19 protein-coding genes are annotated in these 26,989 nt (G+C 44.9%); 7 read left to right on the forward strand and 12 right to left on the reverse strand.

Going from position 1 to position 26,989, the window contains the following annotated elements; translation table 11 throughout:
• Positions 1-1,350: a peptidylprolyl isomerase gene (locus K9J17_04690; protein ID MCF8276012.1), complete on the forward strand. Its 1,350-nt coding sequence runs from the start codon at positions 1-3 to the stop codon at positions 1,348-1,350.
• Between the two features lie 2 nt (positions 1,351-1,352).
• Entirely contained in the window at positions 1,353-2,324 is a 972-nt protein-coding gene (locus tag K9J17_04695; GenBank protein ID MCF8276013.1) for an AAA family ATPase, read from the forward strand.
• A 51-nt stretch (positions 2,325-2,375) separates the two neighbouring features.
• Here the strand turns inward: K9J17_04695 and K9J17_04700 are convergent, their stop codons facing one another.
• Both K9J17_04700 and K9J17_04705 read right to left on the reverse strand, forming a co-directional pair.
• Positions 2,376-3,830 (reverse strand): TlpA family protein disulfide reductase, encoded by a 1,455-nt coding sequence (locus tag K9J17_04700; GenBank protein MCF8276014.1) that lies wholly within the window; start codon positions 3,828-3,830, stop codon positions 2,376-2,378.
• A gap of 3 nt (positions 3,831-3,833) precedes the next feature.
• Positions 3,834-5,519, reverse strand: a complete 1,686-nt coding sequence (locus K9J17_04705) for a metallophosphoesterase (protein ID MCF8276015.1) — start codon at positions 5,517-5,519, stop codon at positions 3,834-3,836.
• 106 nt (positions 5,520-5,625) lie between these two features.
• On the opposite strand from K9J17_04705, the gene K9J17_04710 reads away from it, so the two are divergent.
• The 4 genes from K9J17_04710 (at position 5,626) to K9J17_04725 (ending at position 7,900) form a co-directional block, all read left to right on the forward strand.
• A complete protein-coding gene (locus K9J17_04710) occupies positions 5,626-6,378 on the forward strand; it encodes a hypothetical protein (GenBank protein MCF8276016.1) in 753 nt (250 codons plus the stop codon).
• Between the two features lie 3 nt (positions 6,379-6,381).
• A complete protein-coding gene (locus K9J17_04715; GenBank protein MCF8276017.1) occupies positions 6,382-6,813 on the forward strand; it encodes a nucleoside triphosphate pyrophosphohydrolase family protein in 432 nt (143 codons plus the stop codon).
• Positions 6,814-6,914: 101 nt separating this feature from the next.
• A complete protein-coding gene (locus K9J17_04720) occupies positions 6,915-7,334 on the forward strand; it encodes a hypothetical protein (GenBank protein ID MCF8276018.1) in 420 nt (139 codons plus the stop codon).
• Positions 7,334-7,900 (forward strand): HupE/UreJ family protein, encoded by a 567-nt coding sequence (locus K9J17_04725; protein MCF8276019.1) that lies wholly within the window; start codon positions 7,334-7,336, stop codon positions 7,898-7,900. The genes K9J17_04720 and K9J17_04725 overlap by 1 nt, the downstream gene beginning before the upstream one ends.
• Positions 7,901-7,966: 66 nt before the next feature.
• Here K9J17_04725 and K9J17_04730 read toward each other — a convergent pair whose 3' ends face one another.
• From K9J17_04730 to serC, 6 genes are all read right to left on the reverse strand, one after another.
• On the reverse strand, positions 7,967-8,770 hold the full coding sequence (locus K9J17_04730; protein ID MCF8276020.1) for an FkbM family methyltransferase: 804 nt from the start codon (positions 8,768-8,770) through the stop codon (positions 7,967-7,969).
• A gap of 660 nt (positions 8,771-9,430) precedes the next feature.
• A complete protein-coding gene (locus tag K9J17_04735; GenBank protein MCF8276021.1) occupies positions 9,431-17,299 on the reverse strand; it encodes a DUF4082 domain-containing protein in 7,869 nt (2,622 codons plus the stop codon).
• A gap of 3 nt (positions 17,300-17,302) precedes the next feature.
• Positions 17,303-17,779: a T9SS type A sorting domain-containing protein gene (locus K9J17_04740; protein ID MCF8276022.1), complete on the reverse strand. Its 477-nt coding sequence runs from the start codon at positions 17,777-17,779 to the stop codon at positions 17,303-17,305.
• 190 nt (positions 17,780-17,969) lie between these two features.
• Positions 17,970-19,208, reverse strand: a complete 1,239-nt coding sequence (locus K9J17_04745; protein MCF8276023.1) for a DUF1015 family protein — start codon at positions 19,206-19,208, stop codon at positions 17,970-17,972.
• A gap of 18 nt (positions 19,209-19,226) precedes the next feature.
• Positions 19,227-20,183: a D-2-hydroxyacid dehydrogenase gene (locus tag K9J17_04750; protein MCF8276024.1), complete on the reverse strand. Its 957-nt coding sequence runs from the start codon at positions 20,181-20,183 to the stop codon at positions 19,227-19,229.
• Positions 20,184-21,275, reverse strand: coding sequence for a 3-phosphoserine/phosphohydroxythreonine transaminase (serC, locus tag K9J17_04755; GenBank protein ID MCF8276025.1), 1,092 nt, complete (start codon positions 21,273-21,275; stop codon positions 20,184-20,186).
• Between the two features lie 246 nt (positions 21,276-21,521).
• Between serC and K9J17_04760 the strand changes: the two genes are divergently transcribed.
• Positions 21,522-21,668 (forward strand): DUF5679 domain-containing protein, encoded by a 147-nt coding sequence (locus K9J17_04760; protein ID MCF8276026.1) that lies wholly within the window; start codon positions 21,522-21,524, stop codon positions 21,666-21,668.
• Positions 21,669-22,143: 475 nt separating this feature from the next.
• On the opposite strand, the gene gldN is transcribed toward K9J17_04760, so the two are convergent.
• From gldN to K9J17_04780, 4 genes are read right to left on the reverse strand one after another with little or no spacing between them, the layout of a single operon-like run.
• Positions 22,144-22,989: a gliding motility protein GldN gene (gene gldN / locus K9J17_04765; GenBank protein MCF8276027.1), complete on the reverse strand. Its 846-nt coding sequence runs from the start codon at positions 22,987-22,989 to the stop codon at positions 22,144-22,146.
• Positions 22,990-23,015: 26 nt separating this feature from the next.
• Entirely contained in the window at positions 23,016-24,740 is a 1,725-nt protein-coding gene (locus tag K9J17_04770) for a hypothetical protein (GenBank protein ID MCF8276028.1), read from the reverse strand.
• 42 nt (positions 24,741-24,782) lie between these two features.
• Complete coding sequence (gene gldL / locus K9J17_04775; protein ID MCF8276029.1) at positions 24,783-25,580, reverse strand: gliding motility protein GldL; 798 nt, start codon at positions 25,578-25,580, stop codon at positions 24,783-24,785.
• 45 nt (positions 25,581-25,625) lie between these two features.
• Entirely contained in the window at positions 25,626-26,897 is a 1,272-nt protein-coding gene (locus K9J17_04780) for an SUMF1/EgtB/PvdO family nonheme iron enzyme (protein MCF8276030.1), read from the reverse strand.
• Positions 26,898-26,989: the final 92 nt, after the last annotated feature.

Raw genomic sequence — 26,989 nt, forward strand, 5'->3', positions numbered from 1 at the left:
ATGAAGAATACATTACTTACGCTTTTCACTCTCATCTTTTCCTTCAGCAGTTTTGCTCAAGAAGGACAAACCATAGACCGCGTGATTGCGGTTGTTGGCGGAAGCATCACACTGCAATCTGAACTGGAAACGCAGTATTTGCAAATGCTGGCTTCTGGCTATGAACCCAATGATGATAGCCGATGCATCGTATTTGAAGAGCTTCTTTACGGAAACCTGCTGTTGCACCGCGCCAAGGTAGACAGTCTTGAGGTATCTGACGGTGAAGTGGAAGACGAACTGTCGCGCAGGTTAGAGTACTTCATTGCGCAGCTAGGTTCGCAAGAAAAATTGGAGGAGTATTACGAGAAATCAATCCTCGAGATCAAAGATGAATTCCGCGAATTGATCAAGGAACAATTGCTTACCCAAAGGATGCAGGCCAAAATCTCTGGCGACATTAAGGTGACTCCGGCCGAAACACGTGCTTATTTCAATCGGATACCGAAAGACAGTCTTCCATTCATCAACACCGAAATTGAACTCGGAAGGATCATGCGTAGACCTGCCATTACCAAAGAACAGAAAGCAGCTGCCAAAGCTGAAGCTGAGGAATTAAGACAGCGTGTATTGAATGGCGAAAGTTTCCGTGCATTGGCCATTCTGTATTCTAAAGATCCTGGCTCTGCCAAAAAAGGTGGCGACCTCGGTTTCTTTGAGCGCGGAATGATGGTTCCCGAATTTGATGCCGTTGCCTTCCGACTGAAAGAAGATTCGGTTTCCGAAGTTTTTGAAACGAGCTATGGCTTCCACTTCATGGAAATGCTTGAAAGACGTGGCGAACAGATCAATATTCGCCACATTCTGATTCAGCCTAAAACCTCCATTTTAGATCTTGAGCTATCGCGAACATTTCTCGACAGCATACACGAACTGATTACCGAAAAGAAAATGACATTTGCTGAGGCAGCAGAGAAATTCTCTGATGACCCTGAAAGCAAATCGAATGGCGGAATGATGTTTAACCCGATGACGGGTGCGCCTGCTTTCGACATGGATCAGCTTGGTTCCATTGATCAACGCCTCTTTCTTACAATCGAGAACATGCAAGCAGGCGATATTTCGAAAGCTGTTAAAACCCAGTCGCCTGATGGTAAAGAAGCCTACAATCTGTTTTATCTGAAGAAAAAATCTGAGCCGCATATTGCCAATATGCAAGACGATTACCAACGGATTCAGCAAGCTGCCTTGGCAGAAAAAAAGAACAGAGCCGTTGAGAAATGGATCAACGATAAGGCCGTAAAAACATACATTCGAATTGACGATGACTTTAAGGATTGTCCTTTTACTCATCATTGGACCAAGAACTGATCATGACAACATTTAAGAGTGATGTAGAAGCGATGGAAGCGTTGCAAAACGCTTACAAGAATCTGACAAAAGAGATCGGGAAAGCCATTGTTGGACAGGAAACGGTTGTAAAAAATGTGCTTATTTCCATCTTCAGCCATGGCCACTGCCTGCTGATCGGTGTGCCCGGTTTGGCAAAAACACTTCTTGTGAATAGCATTTCAGATGCCTTGGGCTTGAGCTATAATCGTATTCAGTTCACCCCGGACCTTATGCCATCTGACATTATTGGCACTGAAATTCTGAACGACCAACGCCAGTTTCAATTTGTAAAAGGACCGTTGTTTGCCAATATCGTATTGGCTGATGAGATAAACCGTACGCCACCTAAAACACAGGCTGCATTGCTTGAGGCGATGCAGGAAGAAGCGGTGACAACAGGCGGTGTCCGTCACGAATTGCCACATCCATTCTTTGTATTAGCCACGCAAAACCCGATTGAACAGGAAGGAACCTACCCGCTACCAGAAGCACAATTGGACCGTTTCATGTTCAACGTTTGGTTAGATTACCCTTCATACCAAGAAGAATTGAACGTAGTAAAACTGACTACGACTGATAAGAAGGTAAAACTGAATCCGGTGCTAAGCGCTGAAGAGATCGTTTTCTTTCAGCAGTTGATCCGTAGAGTTCCTGTTCCAGAAAACGTGTATGAATATGCAGTAAAACTGGCCACCAGCACTAGACCGAACACCGAAATGGCCAACGCCAAGGTGAATGAATATGTGAACTGGGGAGCTGGTCCGCGTGCATCACAATACCTAATTATCGGAGCCAAATGCCATGCTGCCATCAATGGCAAATTCTCTCCTGATATTGCTGATGTACGAGCCGTGGCAGAACCGATTTTGCGCCACCGAATAGTGCGTAACTATAAGGCCGAAGCAGAAGGCATTACGGTAGAAGACATCATTGCCGAATTGGTGAAAGCCTAAAGGCTGAATGCCTCAGGTTGATGTGTAGAATCAACCTTTCAGTTCAAAAGTCTACTGTCCTGCCAATTTCTGCAGGATCTCTAATAATCTCGGGTCGCTTGGGCGCGGAGCGTTTGGATCGACAACTTTGCCTTTCTTATCAAAAATGAGGTAACGAGGAATGCTGTGGACACCAAACTTGGCAGTAACCTCAGAACCCCAACCTCCTTTTGACAGGCCATGCACGCCTTCAATCCCTAATTCTTCGATCGCCAATTTCCAAACTGTTTCTGTGTTGTCGATGGAGATGTATAGAAATTCGATCTCCTTCAGTTCCTTCTTGCTTAGCTTCTCTTTAAGTGCCTTTGAAAATGGGAATTCCTTTCGGCATGGTCCGCACCAACTTGCCCAAATATCCAAGTAGACAACTTTGCCTTTCAGCTCGGAAAGTTTGAAGGTCTTGCCGTTGATTCCTTGTAATTCCACATCAACCTCATCGTGTGTGGATTTAATGTCGTTCACCGCAATTTCCACTTCGTCATCTTTCGCTTTCAGTCTTTCGGCCAAGCTATCTTCCACCAATTTCACAAACACTTCGGAACCAGAGGTTCCAGCCAGTTGATCGCGCATTTGGCGTAATAACGATGGTTGTACGTAAATCGAATTGGCAAGCAAGGTTTGTGTTAGAAAATACTGAAGCGCCTCGCCTTTCAGGTTTTCTCTGGCCACATTGAATGCCTCTTGAACCTGCGCTTGCTTGTCTGCAAACTTCATGAAATCGTAAGCTTCCAAGGCCTTGTAATCCACAAATTGAAGCAGCAATTCGCGAAAAAATCTGCTATCCAATTCGGAGCTTTTATTCATGCGTTCCCAATTCAAGCCCTCTATAAGCACTTTCGGAACCTCTGTTGCCTTTGGGATGGAACTACCAGCGGTTTTAGCTTCCGAAAACTTGAACAACGAAAGGAAATAATAGTAGCCAATGTGATTTTTGTAGGCTTTCGAAAATGCTTCTGGAAGCTTGGGATCAAACTTTTCCATGGCGGAAATAACATCATTTCTCAACCTGAATGACTCCATTTCCATGGCATCGATGTTGGTGGCGTCTTTTGCCTGTCCATCCAACCATTCCATCGTGAGTTTTGAGCCGAACTTCTCCTTTATCTGCGAAGCGAACGCATGAATATTACCTCCATCGCCACTGAATTTTACCGTTTTATCATCCTCCAAAAAGTCAGCTTCGAATTCGATATTCAGCGAGTCTGCGTACTTCCATGCAAACACACTTCTGTCTTTGCCTTTGTAGCTCAAGGTCATCCAACCCGAAGCTGGAATTGTAACCGTTTTGGAAAACGAAGCATTTTCAACCGGAATTTCTTCTTGCCAAGAACCATCGAAGAAATCCTTTGGGAATTGCGCCACTAATTTCTCGTTGGCCAACCCACTGATGGTGCCGGTAAAATGAAATTGCTGCGCCCAAGCGGTGTTTACCAGCAGGAACGCAGCAATGATCAAAATTCTCTTCATGTATTATTCAACCTTAATAATGCGTGCCACTGCTGGACGCTTATCAGTTATCACACGAATTAAGTATGCACCTTTTGCCAATCCAAGATCTGAGGCGCTTACCGCATACTTTTTCGTGCCTGGGGTCATTTTCCCTTTATAGAATTCGTGTAAAATCCGGCCTTTTAGATCAATGAGTTCCACATTTGCCCAAAGATCTTGATAGACTTCAAACTGTACCGTTGCCTCGTTATTGAACGGGTTAGGATAAACATCAATACCAGAAACAGGAAACGCTGTTCCATCCTCTACACTACTATTTGGGTCAGATTGCTTAATGATGGTCCATTCGTCCAAAATCTCACCGTCTTTGGTCAAATATTCTCCAGATAAAGTATCTCCATGAATGTATAGCATGGTAGATCCTACACACGTATCGCATCCATGGCCGTAGTACATAACCGGGTGTTCCAGACCAGCGTCAGATTCCGAACTACCAGAGTTCCCTTGAACTATATACATTGTACCCAAGTTCTGATTGGGGCCATCCTTGTACTTGATATAAGGCGTTCCTTCAGATAGCTTACCGCTAGAACCATCAACCAAATGTTGACTCGGGTTAAAATCACTGGACACACCGAAAAACCCATTCACCAGATAAGAACGTTCATAAACATGGCTATGACCCGCAATGAGCAAATCAACACCATAACTTTCAAGTACGGGAGCAATGTTTTCTCGGACAGCCTTCATATATACTTCGTAAAACGTTCCTGATTCATGTGACCCATCTGTGTGTGGCGGCTGATGAATGAAAGCGACTACCCATGGCTTGTCATTGGCCTGCAGGTCGGCATGCATCCAATCAATGAACGGAGAACCATCGAATGAAAAAATGGGACTTACACCCGTCCAATCCCACATTTCATTTAACGGATTGCCTATTTCTGAGTTCAACGACATGAAATGCACATTTCCATAGTCGAAAGAATAATACAACTCGTAACCTGACGGCACACCTCCGATCTCTCCATTGGTAGGTACATCTATGACATCGTAATAAGGGCCATCGTGCGTTGTAGGGTCGGCACCTGGCACGATACTCGCTACTGATCCGTAGTCATGATTTCCTGGTGTTGCCATGAAAGGAACTCTCGGCAAAACTTCTGGATAACCATACTGTGTCTCAAAAACTGTCTCTGTGTACTCAGCATCCGTGCCATCTGGATAAGCATTATCACCCAACCAGAACCACATATCGGGCATATCATCCCCAATACGATTCAAATAGGCATCCTTAACAGCCACTTGTTTGGAGTTCCCTTTTCCAAAATCGCCAATTGCCCAGATGTTTATGGGCTGCACTGTGCCAATTTCAGGAGAGGTTTTGAAGCGATGGTTTTCGTCTGCACCGGCCAAAACCGAACTACCATCACTCACCGCATAATAGTATTCGGTGTATGGATCGAGGCCGGTTATGTTTACCGTGTGATCGGTAACAGATGCCGAAACATCAACCTGATTATCCATTACGGTGGCCAAACTTGAACCGTAATATACACGGCCTGGTGTTGGCGAGTCTGTTCGCCACATCACTTTCATGCTGCTTGAGGTTGGAAACTGCAAGTATGGTCCGCGTGTAACCAATTGTGCCTGCGATTCGGCACATGCCAGAGCAGAAATAATCAGAAATAGAAATGTCTTTTTCATTGCTTGATTCAATTAAAGGGACTCAAATTTAGTCTTTCAGGATTGAATCAAATACGCTAGCGTAAACCTTAATCAAAAGGTGATATTCCTAATTTCACGCCCGTTGATGAAAAACCTCCTTTTATGGCTCATGGCCATTGTTCTTAGTTCGTGTACTACGGATGTGCTACTGCCATGCAGCGAAGATGGCGTGGCGGGCGAACTATGTAGGGAATATCGCTACTTCAACGATTCGCCAGTTGGGTACGTGACCTTTGCACAGGAAGGAGATTCTTTGATGATATCGAAGAGCTACAACCAAGCTTCCAACTTGGAAAAAACGATGACGGAACAGTTTGATGATGGTAGAACATCCATCATTTCCGAAAAATTCCCAGACAAGGAAAGTCGTGTGCAAACTTGGCATTACAACGAAATGGACAGTCTTTGGCTGATCGTGTATGGCGCCAATGACAGTTCGTTGGAAATCTCTTACGAGAATGGGAAGCGCTTGCGTGAAGTCTATTTCCATCAGGGCGTAATGAAGCGATTTAACGATTACCGCTATTTTGTGGATGACGGGAACCTGTATCGGATCTACAACTATGGAACGGACAGCGCCTTGCAAGGCTACCGAAGCTTCGAATACTTCAATTCCACCGGGCAGACAAGAGTCTCTTTCTACAGCGCTGAAAACGATCTGGTGGGTAAACGCTTGTATAATTCACAGAATGGGTTGATAACTTCAATTGTGTTCTCGGACAATTCAGGTACGGTGACCGAGCGCTCCGATTACATTTATGATGCCTCGCTGCATTTGGTTGAAAAGACCGAAATGAAGGGCATCGATACCTACAAAAGTGTATTCATCTATCATTGAAAAATGAGCAAAGAACATTCTCTAAGAGACAAGATCAATTCTGTTTACGAGTTCCACGATGCGTTTGGGATTGAGAACAATGACAAACCGGAAAGCACGCTATCCGAAGCAGACGTTCTGCTTCGACATAGGTTAATGCACGAGGAGAATGAGGAGTATCTGGAAGCGGCCAAGAATGGCGACCTCGTGGAGATTGCGGATGCTCTTGGCGACATGATGTATATTCTATATGGAACCATCTGCAAGCATGGTCTGCAAGACAGGATCGCAGAGATCTTTGATGAGATACACCGCAGCAATATGAGTAAGCTTGGTGCTGATGGCAAGCCTATTTACCGCGAGGACGGTAAAGTGATGAAGGGTGAAAACTACTTCCGACCGAACATTGCCAAATACCTGGCAGAGCAAACTGATGAAGAGCATGTTGGGAATTAGGTCAGAATCAATCACCTACTGACAGTATGCGAGTAATCTGCTTGGTTTTTCTTTTCGTCTGCTCAGTATCAGGTAGTTTTTCCAAGGTGCACCCCTTGAAAATGTCGTTCAGTAACCTTGTCATCGACTCAAAAGGGGGTGTCAACCTTCAGACTCGGATATTTTTGGATGACATTACTGCTCGCATGCAAGAATTGTACGGCTTAGAGCCAGTCGACTTTTCTACGGTTGAAAGCGATGGCACAAAGGCATTGCAGCAATACTTGGGCAATCACTATTATTTTGAGCAGAATGGAAAGAAGGCGATCCTCAGGATCAATACCGTTTCCTTTTCTAAGAACCGACTGGCGTTGGTTCTTCATCTGAGCACAGATGCTCCATTGGATGTGACGAAAGAAGTGTTCCTGACCAACACATTATTGTGTGATGCTTCCGAAAAACAAAAGAATGACATACTATATATGGAGGAGCATTATCTATTAAGTATGGATAATCCAAGAGTGAAAATTGAACTCAACTAATGGGGCATTATATTCAACTTGGTATTGAACATATTCTGGACCTAGAAGGGCTGGACCATCTATATTTCATAGTTTCTTTCTGCCTTTTATACACCATAAAGGATCTGCGTAAAATTGCAGCTCTTGTTACAGCATTTACCGTTGGCCATAGCATAACACTTGCCCTAGCAGCTCTCGACAAGATCAATGTGAATGCTGACCTTATTGAGATGCTTATTCCTATAACGATCCTGATAAGTTGCCTACTCAATTATTGGACACTTCTGAAGGAAAGCGAATACCGCACGCCAAAGGGCTATCTGATATATTTGATCATACTGTTTTTCGGGCTGATACACGGTCTGGGCTTTTCCAACTTTCTTTCTGCCATGCTATTTGATGGAGAAAGTATAGTGACTCCATTGCTAGGCTTTAACATCGGAATTGAAGTTGCACAACTGATCATTGTCTTGGCCGTACTCTTGCTTCTTTCGGTAAGTGACCGACTTTTACAATGGAAGAAAGCAGTCCGGCTGGTTTTGAACTCTGTGGTTACGCTAATGGTGCTTAAGATGATTTTCGTTTAATAAGGCTAGACTGAGAAGCAAAGCAAAACGAAACCATTCTACTTCATGCCGAATATTGCCATGTATTTAGGCGAAACTAATAATTGAGTTATCTAGCAAACGAGCATGTTTGGAATTTAGCAACAAGCAGTTCCATTTGGTGGAAGCCATCAGACCATTTGTCTGCCGAATTCCAACATTCTCGTCAATGTCATAGAACCGGTATCCCAAACTAGCTACCATTGCCTCCATTTTGGCTGCTCGTTCAGCATCTTTCAACTCAATAAGGATTGATGGCTGCCATCGCTGTAATGCGTCCTTCATCCCTTCAATTACTTCAATCTCAAACCCCTCAACATCAATCTTGACCAAGTCTAGCGAACTCCAATTTTTCCGAACTAAATAATCGTCCAATCTTATTACCTCGACTTCCACTGCCCGTATTCCTTCATGATGCTCAACCTCTTCCTTCACTAAGGATGCATGATAATGATGTTCGGCAGGCAGATCATAAATTATCGTTGATCCATTTGAATTGGAAGCAGCCATTTTCTCCATTGTCACATTCATTCCATTCAAGAGAATGTTTGCCTCCAGCTTTGAAAAAATCCGATCAATCGGCTCAAATGCGGCCAAATTTGAATTAGGATTGGCAGATTTGGCCACAATGGAATAAACCCCGGTATTCGCACCTATATCTACTATATTCTTGGAATGCTCGCACAGGGCATACCAGATCTGAAGAGAAGCGCGCTCATCATGAAAAGTGCCTGTCCAGAAAATTGAAGTCTCAAAAGATGAATTGTGATTGATTAGTTTAAGCGTCTGACCATTGAAGTTGAATGAGAATTCTCCCTGAAAGTAAAGGTGCTGCCAGCTAGATTCTGACAATCCAAATTTTCTAAGCAAACGAAACAGGTACTTTTTACCTGGTATTAGCTTATATAAATCTCGAAGAAATTGCATTTGAATTACTGTTGAATAAGTTGATTGTTCTCAGCATGGCATGGTGATTAAATACTTGCTTTTTGAGAGGTCTTTGTTTTCGTCGCTTGATTTAATGGCGAATTATTTGCCAAGTATCAGAAAAATAAATCGTTTCCTAATGTGAATTATTGAGTGGCGATCGGTTTTATGGTTTCCACAATCAATCGGGGTTCATCTGCGTAGCTTGAGTTTGAGAGGAGTCTATCTACTGCGAGGATGGTAAGGTGATGAAGGGTGAGAATTATTTCAAGCCGAATATTGCGAATTTCCTTACTGAAAAGTTCTAAGCGTTCCTTACATCCCATCTCACTGTGAGCTGGCCGAGGGCTTTTAACATTCATTTCACGCTATTTATGGATTCTGTCAAAGGACGCGCGGTCAGAGTTACATCATGCATTGACAGACCTGCGGATGGCTTTGTCAATAGCCAAACACCAAAAGAGTAAGGTTACTTGTGCTGGTACAATCTGTTGTCAATTGGATTAGACATCTGACTTAGACTTAAAAGAGACGCCCCCGTTCAGCTAACCGAACGAGGGCGTTTATAATTAAGATAGAACGAGCCTAGAACTTATAGATATAGCTGAATGAATCAGTACCATTTCTCATGAATGTGGCCACTTCACCAGCGTTGAGAAACACGGAACTGCCGAAATTATCATAATACACACCTATACTACCTACGCTTGTGTTTTTCAGAACTACTATCAACGATTTCTGGAAGATAGGGTCAACGGCAAGATCAACATCTGTAGTGGCTTCAGCCGCAAGAGAGATATCTGCACCAAGAGAATTTAAACCAGTTGTTGTGATTGTACCGGCTACTTCTAGGCTTGCAAACCCTGGACCATCTCCCGTTCCAAGACCAAGGTTGGTGCGGGCCGCACTTGCATCGGCACTGCCCACCAATGAGCGGCCGAACACTGTAAAGTCAGTTACATTGTAAGTGTCGGAACCTGTGGTGTAGATCATTTTATCAGCCGCTGTGGTAAGGCCGGCTATATATGTAAGGGCTTGACTGAACGGCTGCACATCAGTACCAATGGCAAGGCCAAGATTGGTTCGGGCATCACTTGCATTGTTTGCGCCAGTACCACCATTGGCCACAGTTATGGCTGTACCGTTCCAAACACCGGAACTCAACGTGCCTACCCCTGTGATGCCACTGTAACTGCCAGCCAAACGAGCAGAAGCCACAGTTCCAGATGACAGGTTACTTGCGTTAAGGTTGGTAAGGCCTGAACCGCTTCCTGAGAAGGCAGCGGCCAGTACTGAACCTTGGTAGTTGCTTGTCACTACACTTGATTCAATGCTGAACTCGGTTCCGTTCAGTGCTAAACCCGTTCCGGCTGTATAAATGGTTTCATCGACTATCTCGAATCGATTATATTGGTTAGATCTAAGGATTTTCCCTTCACCACCAGCATCGTCAAGCTTGGACAAGGTTACAGCACCATCAGCTATATGATTGGTCCATACCGCACCAGTATACATTTTTGACGCGGTGATAGACTGGTTCGCGATCTTGGCACCGTACACAGCACCATCAGCTAGTTTGGCATTGGTTATAGCACCGTCAGCAATATCGGTTGCAACTACACCGGTTAGCTGACTGCCGTCTCCTAGAAGGGTGTCGGCCGTTACGTTACCATTTACCAATAAGTCACCATCTATCCGTGCGCCAGCAAAAACAACATAATCCGAACTACCCAACTCAATGTATGTGCGCATTTCATACCCGTTAATCTTACTCAGAAATTCGCGGCCAACATATGAAATATCAGTAGTGGCATAAGTATTACTGCCAGTAGTGTAAATCATCTTGCCAGCATCTGTGGTAAGCCCAGCTATTGATGTAAGTCCTGCATTGTAAGCCTGCACATCAGTACCAATGGCAAGGCCAAGATTGGTTCGGGCATCACTTGCATTGTTTGCACCAGTACCACCATTGGCCACAGTTATGGCTGTACCGTTCCAAACACCGGAACTCAACGTGCCTACCCCTGTGATGCCACTGTAGCTGCCAGCCAAACGAGCAGAAGCCACTGTTCCTGATGACAGGTTACTTGCGTTAAGGTTGGTAAGGCCTGAACCGCTTCCTGAGAAGGCAGCGGCCAGTACTGAACCTTGGTAGTTGCTTGTCACTACGCTTGAATTGATACTGAAGGTGGTACCATTGAGGCTCAGTCCTTCTCCTGCATCATAAGTGGTATCGTAATCGTCTTCTGGAATTCCAAGTCCAACTATGTCGTTCTTGGTAATATTCAATTTGCTGAATGCGATGGCGGCTGTGGCGGAGACATCTGCATTTGCTATGCTCCCATCAGCAATGGCAGTTGACCCGATGTTGGTGAGCCCTGAACCGCTGCCGTAGAAACCGACAGCTGTAACGTTACCATTGTAATTAGATGTTACAACGCTGGAGGTAATGTTAAAAAAACCACTGGCCAAGTCCAAACCTGTTCCAGCATAGTATTCTGGACCAGATGGTCCGGTTGGGCCCTGTGCTCCTGTTGGGCCAACTGCACCAGTTGCTCCTGTTGCTCCAGTTGGGCCAGCAGCAGCCGATTCCCAAGTGGCAAGTCCATTGGCATCACTGGTAAGCACTTTCCCAATTCCAGGAGTGCCGCCAGTTATTTTAACCTGCCCGTTAACATCTAATTTAGCACCAGGTGTGTTTGCTCCAACGCCTAGGTTTCCGTTCGGGTCGATTGTCACAAGTTGAGTGCCGTTGTTGTTTCTTACTCTTAGAATGTCTTCACTTGCTTTACCATCTATGGTAAGTGCCACGTCTACGTCATGCCCGTGGTTATTTCCACTAGCATCTAGTAAAGAACCAGTAGAACCCCATACTACTAAACCACCTCCCCGAACCGTGAGTTTAGAACTGCTGTATCCGGAAGTACCTCCGATCACAATCTGCGAACCATTATGGAAGATATTGGATGTAGCCACCCAATCAGAACCATCATTATAAAGGGTTTGCCCAGTTGTTCCTACAACTCCGAATGCTCCTGTTGGGCCTTGTGGACCTGTTGGGCCCGTGGCTCCGATCGCGCCTGTAGGTCCCGTTGCTCCATCGGCACCGGCCAATCCGTTAGTTCCTGTGGAACCTGTAGCACCTGTAGCTCCTGTTGGGCCAGCGACTCCTTGAATTCCCTGCGCACCCGTTGCTCCGTCAGCACCTGCAGGTCCTTGGTTATTTGTCCAGATCACAGATCCTCCACTGACCACTGTTATTTGTGTTGCATAACTGCCACTGGACGGACTACACATAAATGTTCCGTAATATCCTGTAGTAGCATCATCTCCAGATTCAAAGCTTGCCCCAATGCTGCTGTTGGACACCGTGATGTAATATGTAGTGCCAGACGTAACGGACACAGGAGTACTGAACACCCAAGTGTTCCAAGCACTATTGGTGGTCGTAATGGCATCTGAAGTACCCAACGTGGTAGGGCTGCCACATGAACCGTTAGGACCATCATTGATGATCAGGGATCCCGTGTTGCTTCCGCTGGCGTAAAGCTGTATTTGAGTGATGACACCAGAAACGGTAGGTGTAAAGGTCATCTGTTCGTAATCCAGCGCGCCTAATCCACCACCTACAGCGCCATTACCGAAAATAGTTGACGTTTGACCGCCAGATGCTTCCTGAACCTCATCATCATCCGTATTGAAAATCATCATACCAGCCTCAGCGGTCAGTGCATTGCGCTGCGATGTGGTCAATCGTGGCAACAGCAATGCTCCGTCCGTTCCGCTCAACTCCAATATGGCATTGTCGTTAACAGTGGATGTTCCGATGGCAGCGTGGTTGGTGGTCTTATCGTAAACGAACTCAGCGTCTGCACCTGCATTGCCACCATCATTGAAGTTCACCTGCTTGTCTGAACCTGCAATTGGGCCTGTTGGGCCTTGGGCTCCTGTGGCTCCAGTTGGCCCTGTTGCTCCATCGGCACCAGCCAATCCGTTAGTTCCTGTGGAACCTGTAGCACCCGTTGCTCCATCGGCCCCATCATTACCGTTTGAACCTGCGGCACCTGTTGGTCCAGTAACTCCTTGAATACCCTGTGCACCAGTCGGGCCTTGAGCCCCTGTAGCGCCCGTTGCTCCTGCTGGGCCAACTAACGAAGCGGTTGATTGCCATGAAGCTACACCGTCAACGTCAGAAGTAAGCACATATCCATCGGTAGCTCCGGTGGTCATTTGAAAATCATAGGTCTTTATCGTTCCGGCAACATCCAGTTTAGCAGTAGCATCTGTTGTTCCGATTCCTACATTTCCTCCACCATAAACCATTCTGATATCTCCATTATTATCATCGTTGAGATATAATACTCCGAGTCCTTTACTTCTCAATTGTATGCCATTATCATCAGGCACATTGCTTCCGTCAGGATAAATGGTTGAACGTGTTGGTGTATTGATCTGAATATCCACATTGGAGCTGCTGTTGGAAAGCATCAGGTTTCCTTCTACATGTAGCTTAGCATCAGGTGATGTTGTTCCGATACCGACATTACCGGTTGGCACCAAGATTCTACCGTTTGCATCATCAACATCAATTCGATGACCATTCCCTTGGTTATCCAAGTCTCCAATTGAAATGGCGGATGAAGAACCATGGAACTTGTTGTACCAGTTGCCGCCATCATAATGTGCCATCCACAATTCACCTCCACCGCTGGACACAAGAGTTGCATGACCATTGTTCAGCTCAACTCCACTTCCATTATCGAAAGTGCTGTTCTGGTAAATATTCAACTCACTACCTGCACCTCGGATATCTCCATCTACTACAAGGTCTCCATTCACATGCAGCTTACCGGATGGAGAGGTAGTACCTACACCAACGTTTGTTCCATCGTTATATAAGACTGAATTTGCCACCCAATCCGAACCATCGTGTCTAAGCGTTTGCCCTGAAGTACCAGCAACCAAAGGACCTGTTGCACCTTGAGCTCCTGTCGGACCCTGAGCACCCGTTGCTCCAGTCAATCCTGTTGGACCTTGTGCGCCTGTGTTTCCTGTTGGTCCTTGCGCACCTGTTGCTCCTATAGCTCCTGTATTTCCTGTTGGACCAGTCAATCCTGTTAGACCCGTTGCTCCTGTGTTTCCTATTGGTCCTTGAGCACCTGTTAAACCTGTATCACCTGTTGGCCCTTGTGCTCCGGTTGCACCTGTTGCTCCAACCGCTCCTGTAGCTCCTTGGATTCCCTGTGCGCCTGTTGCTCCTGTTAGACCTGTTAGACCCGTTGGGCCTTGAGCACCCGTTGCGCCATCGACACCATCGATTCCGTCAATACCATCTGCACCAGCTATGCCTTGGATTCCTTGAGGACCAGTTGCACCTGTCAGACCTGTAGGGCCTTGTGCACCTGTGGCTCCATCAAGTCCATCGATTCCATCAATACCATCTGCACCAGCTATGCCTTGAATTCCTTGCGGACCTGTAGCTCCGGTCAAACCTGTAGGGCCTTGTGCACCTGTGGCTCCATCGACACCATTAATTCCGTCAATACCATCTGCACCAGCTATTCCTTGTGGTCCTTGCTGGCCTGTTGCTCCTGTCAGACCTATAGGGCCTTGAGCACCTGTGGCTCCATCGACACCATCAATTCCATCAATACCGTTTGCACCAGCAACGCCTTGTATTCCTTGCGGACCTGTAGCTCCGGTCAAACCTGTCGGACCTTGAGCACCTGTCGCTCCATCGACACCATCAATTCCATCTATTCCATTTGCACCAGCAACACCTTGGATTCCTTGTGGACCTGTTGCTCCTGTCAGACCTGTAGGGCCTTGTGCACCTGTGGCTCCATCGACACCGTCAATTCCATCAATACCATCTGCACCAGCAACGCCTTGGATTCCTTGCTGGCCTGTTGCTCCTGTCAGACCTGTAGGGCCTTGAGCACCTGTTGCTCCATCGACACCATCAATTCCATCAATACCGTTTGCACCAGCAACGCCTTGGATTCCTTGTGGACCTGTTGCTCCTGTCAGACCTGTAGGGCCTTGTGCACCTGTGGCTCCATCGACACCATTAATTCCGTCAATACCATCTGCACCAGCTATTCCTTGTGGTCCTTGCTGGCCTGTTGCTCCTGTCAGACCTGTCGGACCTTGAGCACCTGTCGCTCCATCGACACCATCAATTCCATCTATTCCATTTGCACCAGCAACACCTTGGAGTCCTTGTGGACCAGTCGCACCCGTTAGACCTATTGGGCCTTGAGCACCTGTTGCTCCATCAATTCCATCGATACCATCGATGCCATTAATACCATTTGCACCAGCTATGCCTTGGATTCCTTGTGGACCTGTTGCGCCTGTTAGACCTGTAGGACCTTGTGCACCTGTGGCTCCATCGACACCATCAATTCCATTTGCACCAGCAACACCTTGGATTCCTTGCGGACCTGTTGCGCCTGTCAGACCTGTAGGGCCTTGCGCTCCGGTTGCGCCATCGACACCATTAATTCCGTCAATTCCATTTGCTCCTGCTATGCCTTGGATTCCTTGTGGACCTGTTGCTCCCGTCAGACCTATAGGGCCTTGGACGCCTGTTGCTCCATCGACACCATCGATTCCGTCAATACCATCTGTTCCAGCGATGCCTTGGATTCCTTGTGGACCTGTTGCACCTGTCAGACCTATAGGGCCTTGAGCACCTGTGGCTCCATCAAGTCCATCGATTCCATCAATACCATTCGCGCCAGCTATGCCTTGGATTCCTTGTGGACCGGTTGCACCTGTCAGACCTGTAGGGCCTTGAGCACCTGTTGCGCCATCTACACCATCAATTCCATCAATACCATTTGCACCAGCTATGCCTTGGATTCCTTGCGGACCTGTTGCACCTGTCAGACCTGTAGGGCCTTGGGCTCCGGTTGCACCATCGACACCATCAATTCCGTCAATACCATTTGCACCAGCAACGCCTTGGAGTCCTTGCGGACCTGTTGCACCTGTCAGACCTGTCGGGCCTTGCGCTCCGGTTGCGCCATCGACACCATCAATTCCATCCATTCCATTTGCGCCAGCAATACCTTGGATTCCTTGAGTACCAGTCGCGCCCGTCAATCCTGTAGGGCCTTGCGCTCCGGTTGCGCCATCGACACCATCAATTCCGTCAATACCATTTGCTCCAGCGATGCCTTGGATTCCTTGTGGACCAGTCGCACCCGTTAGACCTATTGGGCCTTGAGCACCTGTGGCTCCTGTATTTCCTGTTGGACCTTGAGGACCTGTTAGACCCGTTGGGCCTTGGACGCCTGTTGCTCCATCGACACCATTAATTCCGTCAATACCATTTGCTCCTGCTATGCCTTGGATTCCTTGTGGACCAGTTGCACCCGTCAGACCTGTAGGGCCTTGTGCACCTGTGGCTCCATCGACACCATCAATTCCATCAATACCATTCGCGCCAGTAATACCTTGGATTCCTTGAGGACCAGTTGCGCCTGTTAGACCTGTAGGACCTTGTGCACCTGTGGCTCCATCAAGTCCATCGATTCCATCAATACCATTTGCACCAGCAACGCCTTGGATTCCTTGAGGACCAGTTGCACCTGTCAGACCTGTAGGGCCTTGCGCTCCGGTTACGCCATCGACACCATCAATTCCGTCAACACCATTTGCTCCTGCTATGCCTTGGATTCCTTGTGGACCTGTTGCACCTGTCAGACCTGTAGGGCCTTGCGCTCCTGTTGCTCCATCGACACCATCGATTCCGTCAATACCATCTGTTCCAGCGGTGCCTTGTATTCCTTGTGGACCTGTTGCTCCTGTTAGACCTATAGGGCCTTGAGCACCTGTGGCTCCATCGACACCATCAATTCCATCAATACCATCTGCACCAGCTATGCCTTGGATTCCTTGTGGACCTGTTGCGCCTGTTAGACCTGTAGGACCTTGTGCACCTGTGGCTCCATCAAGTCCATCGATTCCATCAATACCATCTGCGCCAGCTATGCCTTGGATTCCTTGCGGACCTGTTGGGCCAACTGGACCGGCCACTACATCGCCAGCGGTTTTCGCATACAACGCGTAAGGAACGCTCAACAATTGGCTTGTTCCCAATATTGAATAATTTGTTCCTCCTGTTAGATCGGCCTTTGTGAGAATAAAGTGAGACCCAGCTCCCCAATCAATCTCTGAGAAATCCCCAAAAAACACATTGCCAGTTCCGATCTCCAAACTCACCAAACCATTGGCGTTGGTCATGGCCGTGTGTGTTTCTATAAAAACAACTGAACCCGAACTACTCCCCTGAAGGATACGGACCTCCATTCCAATTGCTTGATTTGTGACCAGATTGTTGTTGTCATCTCGTACAACAGCCTGATAGCTCATTTTTTCAGGAGCCTGAGCAAAAACTGAGGTGGCAAGAAGTAGTGTTATGAGGAATGCGTACAGTTTTTTCATGTATCAGGTCTTAATGATCTTGAAGGTTTTTATTGGCTTTTGGCTATCGGCAATGGTCAGATAATAGGTAGCCATAGCGAATTGGTCCATGCGTATTGCTGTACTGGAATCCACGATATTTCCATCGAGCAAAAGTTTTCCAGCGACATCGTAAAGCTGATAACTCAGGTCTTCGTAATTATAGTTGCCGATGACGAGATTGAGCACATCGGTTGTCGGATTAGGATAAGCTGAAAGTTGTAGGACTATCTCTGGAATATCGATGCCAAGTACAGTGGAGATTTCATACGGTTGTTGAACGCCCTCAGCCATAGAACCTCCCGGTAGTGAGTTCGTGTGGTATACGACTTGTCCGATAGAATAGCTGATGGTTCCGGTACTTCCAGAAAGTTCAGATCCTGAAGCATTGATGGATTCTTGTGCTCGAATTTCCCGTAGGCTAGCAAAAAGAATTAGGATACTACAAAAGATGTATCTCACAGATTGGGGGGTCGGATAGGTTTTGACTTGTCTACAGAACAAACCTTCCCGCATACTTGAAAAAGACAGATAGGTTCAACTATTTAGCCCAACATCAGAGAACAGTCGATGAAATAGTTGGTCAGTACCGATAAACTTCGATGGACAACGATTAGGGCCATCCGATATCCCTTGCGCCCTGTTTAAGGACTCAAGAAAGACTGTAGATCAATAGGCCGCTCAATAGTTTTGGGACCACGTAGGTGCTTTTAGGCGGCATGGTCTTACCCTGGTCTGAAATGGCATAGAATTCTTGACCCGAAACCGGAAATAAAGAAAACGCCAAACTGAATTTGCCTGAATCAACAAGTCGCTCCAACTCCTGAGGACCTTTAGTTCCAGGTACAAAACTGATGCGGTCATCATTTCGAAGATCGCGGATACCTAGCAGTGGCGCCAAAATATGATTGGAAAGAATGCTTACATCCAACGCGGACACTGCTTCTGTACTTCTGCGATGCCTGTACACCAACTTATACCAGTGTCCTCCAAGACACATTCCGAAGTGCCCTTGTTGCTCTGGCTTTATAGGTATCTGCTCCTTGAAGTAAACTTCAAAATCTTTAGATAGCTCTTCCAAGAATTGTGAAACACCCATGTTCCCCAGATCTTTTACAATGCGGTTGTACTCATAGATCTTGAGCTGATCGTCTGGAAAAAAAATGCCCAAGAAATAATTCCAAGATTCATCTCCGGTCACTTGAGCAGACTGAAGCCATTTATCATGCGCAAGCAACACGGAAGAAGCTGATCGATGATGACCATCTGCAATATAGATGTGTTCCAACAGTCCCAATTTCTCGGAAAACTTTGCCGTCCAATTTGGGTCACTTACTTGCCATAGCTGATGTTTCTTGCCTTCATCATCCTCAAAATCCAGAAGCGGAGGATTCTGTCGAATGATCTCAGTTAACAATTCCAAACTGCCATTTCTGGGATATGTGAAGCAAACTGGCTCGGCATTGATATCGCAAACGGAGAGATACTCCTTCAGGATTTTCTCTCGACTTGCAATCGTCTGTTCATGTATGCGTATCACTCCACTATCATAATCCTCAACAGAAGCGCAGCCCATAATTCCTGTAAAAGATGCTTTACCTATATGCTGGGTATATACATAGAAGCTGGGAGCACCGTCTTTCTGAAAAATTCCTTGATCAAATAAACGCTGGTAGACTTCCTTACTTTGGTTGAAAAGTTGAGTGGAATTGGCTGGAAACCGCTGACCCGTGAGCACCTCTGGCCTAATAATGTTGAGGAACGACTCTGGGTTAGACCTGAGGATATCTTTGATCTGTTTCCCGCTATACGAATCATACGAACGACTTACAACTTTCGCTGCAATATCAGGTCGAGGATGAATGCCTCGGAAAGGTCTGACGCGTGCCATTTTGTAAATATGGATAAATCAGGAGATTGCCGCGATGACCTTCTCGGCCAACTCAATCCCGATTCTTGTTTGAGCCTCATTGGTAGAAGCCCCGATGTGAGGTGTAACAGAAACTCTAGGATGATCTAACAACGCTTGATTAGGACTTGGTTCATCTTCAAACACATCCAAACCGGCACCGCCAACCTGACCTGATTCCAATGCATCGAGAAGAGCTTCCTCATCAATTACCCCACCTCGAGAGGCATTTAACAAAACGACTCCATACTTCATTGCAGCCATTGCTTCTTTCCCGATCATCGGACCACCCTTAGGCTTCGGAACATGAAAGGAAATAATATCAGCCACAGAAATCAATTCTTCGAAGGTGGAAGATTTAAATAACATCTTGAATTGAATGGCATTGGGAAGGTCAGTCTCTAACTCACATTGCTGAACGAAGGGATCATACATGATGACTTTCATGCCTAAGCCAAGAGACATTTTTGCCAAAGCCTGACCAATTCTTCCAAAACCAACAATCCCCAAGGTTTTTCCTTGTAATTCCCATCCACCAGCAAAGGCTTTCTTAAGGACATTGAACTCCGTATGTCCTTGCATTGGCATTAGCCTGTTTGATAAATGAATGAACCGTGCAATGGCAAAAAGATGCGCCAAAACCAATTCAGCCACTGATTGTGACGATGCTGCCGGAGTGTTGATTACCGCGACACCATTTGCTTCCGCGGATTTTAAGTCGATATTATCTACTCCAACACCAGCTCTACCGATGACTTTCAAACTGGTTGAACACGACAATTCTAGTTCGGTAATCTTAGTGGCGCTTCGTACTAATACACCCACAACCTGATTATCTCGGATGAAATCGGCAAGTTGGTCTTGCGGAACTTTTTCTGTTCGGATCTCAAATCCTGCCCGTTCCAGAAGTTCTCTTCCCGAAACATCTATGCCATCGTTTGCTAGGATCAGCGCCATTTATCCGTGAATTCGTTCAAACTCCTTCATTACGTCTACCAACACCTGAACACTTTCCAGAGGCAAAGCGTTGTACATGCTTGCCCTAAATCCACCAACAGATCTGTGACCTTTCAATCCACTGATGTGTGCGGCATCCAACATTTTACTGAACAGGTCATTGAGCGAATCATCGTTTAACACAAACGTGGCATTCATTCTAGAGCGATCTTCTTTTTCAGCTGTACCATTGAACATCGGATTTCTGTCTATTTCTCCATAAAGAAGGTCCGACTTCTCCTGATTTCGCTTATCCATCCATGGAATGCCTCCGTTCTTTTTTAACCACTCTAATGTTAACATAGACACGTAAATAGAATAGACCGGAGGCGTATTATACATGCTTTCTCCTTCAATGTGAACAGCATAATCCAACATGGACGGAATGTCTCGACCGGTTTTACCAAGTAATTCATCCTTCACAATTGCAAGCGTAACTCCCGCTGGACCTAGATTCTTTTGCGCCCCAGCGTAAATCAATCCATAATCAGCAACGTTAACAGGTCGACTGAAAATATCAGACGACATATCCGCAATCAAAATGGAATCCGTTTTAGGTATGTCGAAGAACTCTGTACCGTAAATGGTATTGTTGGTGGTATAATGAAGAAAGTCCAATCCAGTAGGAATGGCATACCCTTTTGGAACATAATTGTAGTTCTTATCCTTTGAAGATGCCACTATATCAATGTTTCCTAATCGTTTTGCTTCTTTAATTGCCTTGCTAGACCATACACCAGTATCAATGTAGCCTCCTTTTCCGTTTAAGGTCAGGAAATTCAAAGCGCTCATATAGAATTGAAGACTGGCTCCACCCTGCAAGAAAAGAACGGAATATCCATTTGGAACGTTCAGTACTTCTTTTACAAGGGCAACGGCATTTTCTGCCATCGCAACCATCTCCTTACTCCGGTGCGACATTTCCAATATGGAAAGTCCGCTTCCCTTATACTCTAAAACAGCCTGACTCGCTTGTTGAAAAACCTCATTTGGTAGGATACAAGGACCCGCACTATAGTTGTGAATTTTGAGTGAACTAGAATTATCTGGCATCAGTTTAAATTTTATGGTGCGAAAGTCTTAAATTATTGGGAAAGAGCAGGTAACGCAGAAATGAACATCACAAAAATCTCATTCTCTTGTAGCAATTATCCGCACGAATCGGGTGTTACGATGTTCCATGCGTAGTTGTTCTGAATCCATCGTTAATAACTTATGAGGAAAATTATTTGTTTTAATCGAGAGTTCGTGTTCATTTGTTCTTACATTTAATCAATTGTTAACCAAAAACTATTTAAAATGGCTGAAGCTTATTGTGTAAAATGCAAAGCAAAAAGAGAGATGAAAGACTCTAAAGAAGTGGTAATGAAAAATCAACGCAAAGCGTTGAAAGGAGTTTGCCCTACTTGCGGAACAGGAATGTTCAAGATCTTGGGTAAAGCTTAATTAGCTTAACTTTTTTACTTTGCTGTAATCAGCAGAGTGCTTTGCGGTTTTGGTTGCAACACCAAAACTTCAGAAACGAAAAGCCCTGATGATAATTCATCAGGGCTTTTACTATTTATGGACTACAGCGAGCGACATAAATTTAAACAAGATCCAATCGGAGAATCTAACCTATCCTGCGCTAAACCCCGAGTATCAAGTATCCCGTTTCATGAATATTTAGAAGTCTGACGATTAGAGACCTTAATACTCTTCTTGATGACTAGCGATGTCACGTAAATTAAGGTGACTTGGAAATACTAATCCAGTATTATGGAGAGTATCCGGATTCATAAAATACGCTTGCTGTGTAAATTCTGACGCTAAGAAAACTCAAGCATTTCAACTTATTGATTTAATGAACTAGGAAATACCAAAAGCAAAAAGCCACCATTGAAAGAATTCAATGGTGGCCTATACTCAAAATGCTAAAGAATCAATATTCCCAAAGGTCATGCTCAAGAATAAATATTTCCTCCTTAATTTTTTCTGCCTCCAACAACTGATCGATCCCATTCAACATGTACTCAGACACTAAACGGTCGTACACATTCTTTTCTTTGTAAATAAAAGAGCCGAACATCCGTTTCCAAAATATGTCTTCCATCGTTCGTCTTTCCGCATCATTCTGACGGTTAAACACTTCAGCACTTGCGAAAATGTTACGAGCTTCTGGAAAATAGACCCAAAACATAGGCTCCTTACCTCTTACTTCTCCTGTAGTTCGGTCAATATTGTCAGCAACTGGTTGAATCCCAATAATTCTGACATCAAGAATTGACTTTTGTCGATCGAAGAACCAATCTTCCTTCAAACGAAACTCCTTCACATTTGCAGGCTGAAAATCCTCCTCGATAACAGTCATTTGCAAATCGTATGGTGGATCTGGACTCTCAATATATTGAGTATCAATAAAGCTTAACTTTCTTTCGATTTCTGCCTTAGTAAGGGTCATGGTGAACTCATCATCCAGCGGATCATAAGCAGTCAAACTACCTTCTCTAACAGCCTCAATTATTACTTGTGTAAGGCTTCTACGATTCTTAATCGGTTCAGTTGGATAATATAAGGGATGATTGATTTTCTCTCGTAAGTCAAGTTTTCTCCAAATACGAGTTGACCACATCACATCCGCCTCACGCAAGTGGGTATATGGAATTACCTTTCTAGTAGGGTAATGCTCCTTAACATAAACCCCATCCAAAACATTCTGGCCAACAGCCCAGTTGCTTGCAAACGCACTTATGAAAACAACTGATAATATGACAAGTAACTTTTTCATGGTCATTCCCTTTTAGTTCAACCAACCTAGTCCATCTTCAAGCTCACAGGCGAAAGTGGTACTGGAGTAACGCCTTCCGCAGGACGATTATTTTCGTCAAGCATCACAGCCTTAATATTTTCAATATATACCCTAGAACCCTTCTTCAACCTTTTTATCTGATCCAACTCACCGGGAGGTATGGTACTACCTACTACTTGCTTTGTAATAAGGTCAGTTCCTACCTGGTAAACCAAATCAAACTTTGTCACTTTAAAGAATAATTCGAAGTCGAATCCTTTCATTTTAGGTATCACAGTTGGGGCAGCAGCTAAACGATTTGCAGACACCAAACCTTCTTCAACACCAGCAATAGTTGCAACTGGTGGAGGCACATCCTTCACCCTGAACTTAAAGTCCCCCATAGGACGAACTTTCCCATCTATCTCTGCACTTACTTTCACCGTTGCTTCACTACCACCTTTTACTTCCGCAATGTAATTCCCCTTACCGGCCTTAGAGTCTGCCTGAAGAGTTCCTCCAACCAGCGATGGTTTCACCAACTCAGGCGCAACACCTGGAACCGAAATAGAAATAGGGTTCTTCACACCACGATAAAGCACATTCATTTTTGTAGGTGATACAACCACTCCAGACTTCATTACCATATATTCGCCTTTGAACGGATATCTCAGGTATTGACCAGAAGGCGCTTTTACTTGAATAACACCTGAGTACTCCTTCAATCCTTCACTTGTCGCCTTAACAGTGTAAGTTCCTACACCTCGATCCACAACAACTGACGTGGAGTCCACTGAACCAACAATCACGTTTTTCGAAGTATCAACTTTACCTAATTGAACCTGCGGATTCTGAGTTGTACTGAACGCTGCAACGAAAATCTCGGCTTTGTAATCATCGCCCTGAAACACCAAGTTTGGAGCAATGACCTTAGCAGCTAATGTGTCAAACTTAAAATCGCTGGCATCAACTTTTCGAAACAGATACTTAACCACATCTGATTCAGCATTTCTAACATCCGTTTGAATCTTAGTCAAATTGGTAATAACAGCAGCTAATGGAATATGGTAAAAATTAGCCAAAGGCCATGCCTCTGATTCTGTCTGACTCACTTTTAATTCAGCTTCTGTATTGAAGTTAATTTGAAGAGCATCCTTAATACTTTGTCCATCTTTATCATCAAGCTTGGTAATTAAGTTATCTCGAAAAGCGTTTATCTTATTAACTAGTTCACTAACAGTATGAGGACCCTCCTTAAGCTTTCCTTCCTCTCCACCAATGAGAATATTTGTAGGCACGTCATAGTTATCCTTTGAATTCACGTTGGTAAGTGAAAAAACAGAATCTAAAACGGTAATTGCCGCGTCCCGTTGAATCTCATTAGAAGCATTCTTAACGTTGTCCAACAAGACATTAACTTCAGTAGAATCCAGTTTATCAGTACGCATAATCAAATACCTCTTCAGGTCTTCAATATGTTGTACCAGTTCCTCAGATGAAACTTGAACGTCAGTGGCCATATCATACCACTTCTGAACCTTCTTTTGATCATTGAGCAACGCAATTTTGAACGCGTCATACTGTGACTCGTTCTTATTTGCGAAGTTCTTATTCGTAACGATCAAACTATCATTTATCAAGATGAATGAGTTGAGGATTTCCTTGGATACGTTCAGCGCCAACAGGGCGGTGAGTACCAAGTACATCATACCAATCATCTTTTGTCTTGGGGTCTCTTTTCCTCCAGCCATTTCTTAATTCCAGTAGGTTTTTAGCTTCTTAAACGAATCTGTTTAGCCTTGTGGCCGATTCATGGCAGATAGCATGTTACCATAAACAGTATTTAGAGAACTGATGTTTTGTGCAAGTTGAGAAACCTCCTGCTTATATTTCTTAGCATCGTCAACTGATTCATTAAGCGTGCTCATTAAATCACTCATACCTGAGTATAATGTATCAGATGACTCCAAGAATTGCTTGGTCCCTTGAAGTTGTAACGAATACTGAGAATTCAATTGCGTTATATTCTCAGCCATCTTCTTCATTTCAGAACCGAAGTCAACACCTTCACCATCAACAACCATCGCACCAAGAGAAGCTGACGCCTTCACGTACGCATCAGATAGGCCACCAACTGTTTCGGCAGCTCTTTTCACATTACCAACATATTGCTCAGTTGCAACTGAGGCATCAGTAATATCAGACATCTTTGCAACGTTATCTCCTAATGAACGAAGATTATTGCCTAAACTCTCGATCAACTCTGGGCCAATCTTAGCCTCTTCAAGCAAATTATCTAATTCCTGAGATGTAGAAAGACCTTTCGGGCCTTTATGTCCTCCGTGTCCTCCGTCTCCACCTTCACCAGGAATACCAGCTAATTCTGGATAAACCAAACTCCAATCTGGATCTTCATGAGGCTTCTCAAAAGCAGAGAAGAAAAAGATGACAGCTTCAGTAGAAAGACCTACAACAAGCATCGGACCTGCACCCGGCCAGTGTTGAATCTTGAACATCGCTCCCACAATAACAACTGCCGCTCCGAAGCCATATAACTTCGCCATGAAACTTTTCCACTTTTTCCCTTGCATGACTTTAAATGATTAGGTTTTATTTAATTGATTTCGATTTACTTGTTAAAAATCTGCCTTGTCGCGACCTAAGAAGGTCATCACAGTCCTAAATCCGACATAGCACTTTGCAGTATCTTGATACTCATACGTTCTAGTACCCGTTTGAAGGTAATAACCTATGTCCTTCCAAGAACCTCCACGAATAACCTTGCGTTTCAATGATGGAGGATCTGAATCCTTAGCATCGTAGAAATAATCTGGGTTCAAGTCATGAGTAAAACTATAGGCACTCTCGTCAAAAGCGTTCTTTGTCCATTCAGCTACGTTTCCAGCCATACAATAAAGACCGTAGTCATTAGGCGCATATCTGAACACCTTCACAGTATGAAAACCACCATCAGCTACATAATTACCTCTTAATGGCTTGTAATTAGCTAAGAAACAACCACGGCTATTTCGAATATATGGCCCACCCCATGGATATGGCGAAAGGTCCAATCCTCCTCTTGACGCATATTCCCACTCCGACTCAGACGGAAGTCTAAAATCTTGAACGAAAGTCTCGTCATTATGAGCAAGCCAGCTATTGAGCAATTGGGTTCTCCAAATACAGAACGCACGAGCTTGCTTCCAAGTAACCCCTACAACAGGGTAATCATCATATGCCGGATGCCAGAAATACATATTTGTCATCGGTTCATTGAACGAATATGTGAAATCGTGAATCCAAGCGAGTGTATCCGGATAGACATTGATAATATCTCTCTTGATGAAAACAGAACGATCTTTCATCCCTTGCTCGCGATTTTCTTTCCTAGCAGCTTCTTTCAAATCAATCCAGAAGTACTCAAAATTCAATTTACGAGTATCGATCTCTCGTCTTCGATAAAATCTTTCATGTTCGGGGAGATACATTTCTTCCAAAACTTCCATGTATTCCTCATCATCATATTCGATATACTCGTCCCAATTGATTCGCTCACCATACTCACCTTCCTCCAAAAGATGATCCTCTCCAATCAGGAGGTGCGCAATTGAATCGCGAACCCAATAAACGAATTGACGATATTCATTATTGGTGATTTCCGTTTCATCCATATAAAATGCTTGAACGGAAACAGTTTTTGCCTGGGAAGTAACCGCATAAGGTACATCCTGATCACTCGGCCCCATGTTGTAGCTTCCCATTGGTATGAAAAGCATTCCATATGGATCATCCATATACCACTCTTCCCTACCCTGAACTCCAACCAACTGACCCCTACCGTATTTGCCGCAACTAGACAAACTACTGATGCCAGCTACCAACACACACATAAAAAGAAGCTTTTTCATGGTATTTCTTTTGTACACAACAGATTCAGGGAAAACATCTGCCATAATGGTTAACATCGCTTGAATAAACTGTTTCGTAATTGACATCCCCG

This window comes from Flavobacteriales bacterium (genome assembly GCA_021739695.1).
In the GTDB taxonomy this organism is placed as follows: Bacteria; Bacteroidota; Bacteroidia; order UBA10329; family UBA10329; genus UBA10329.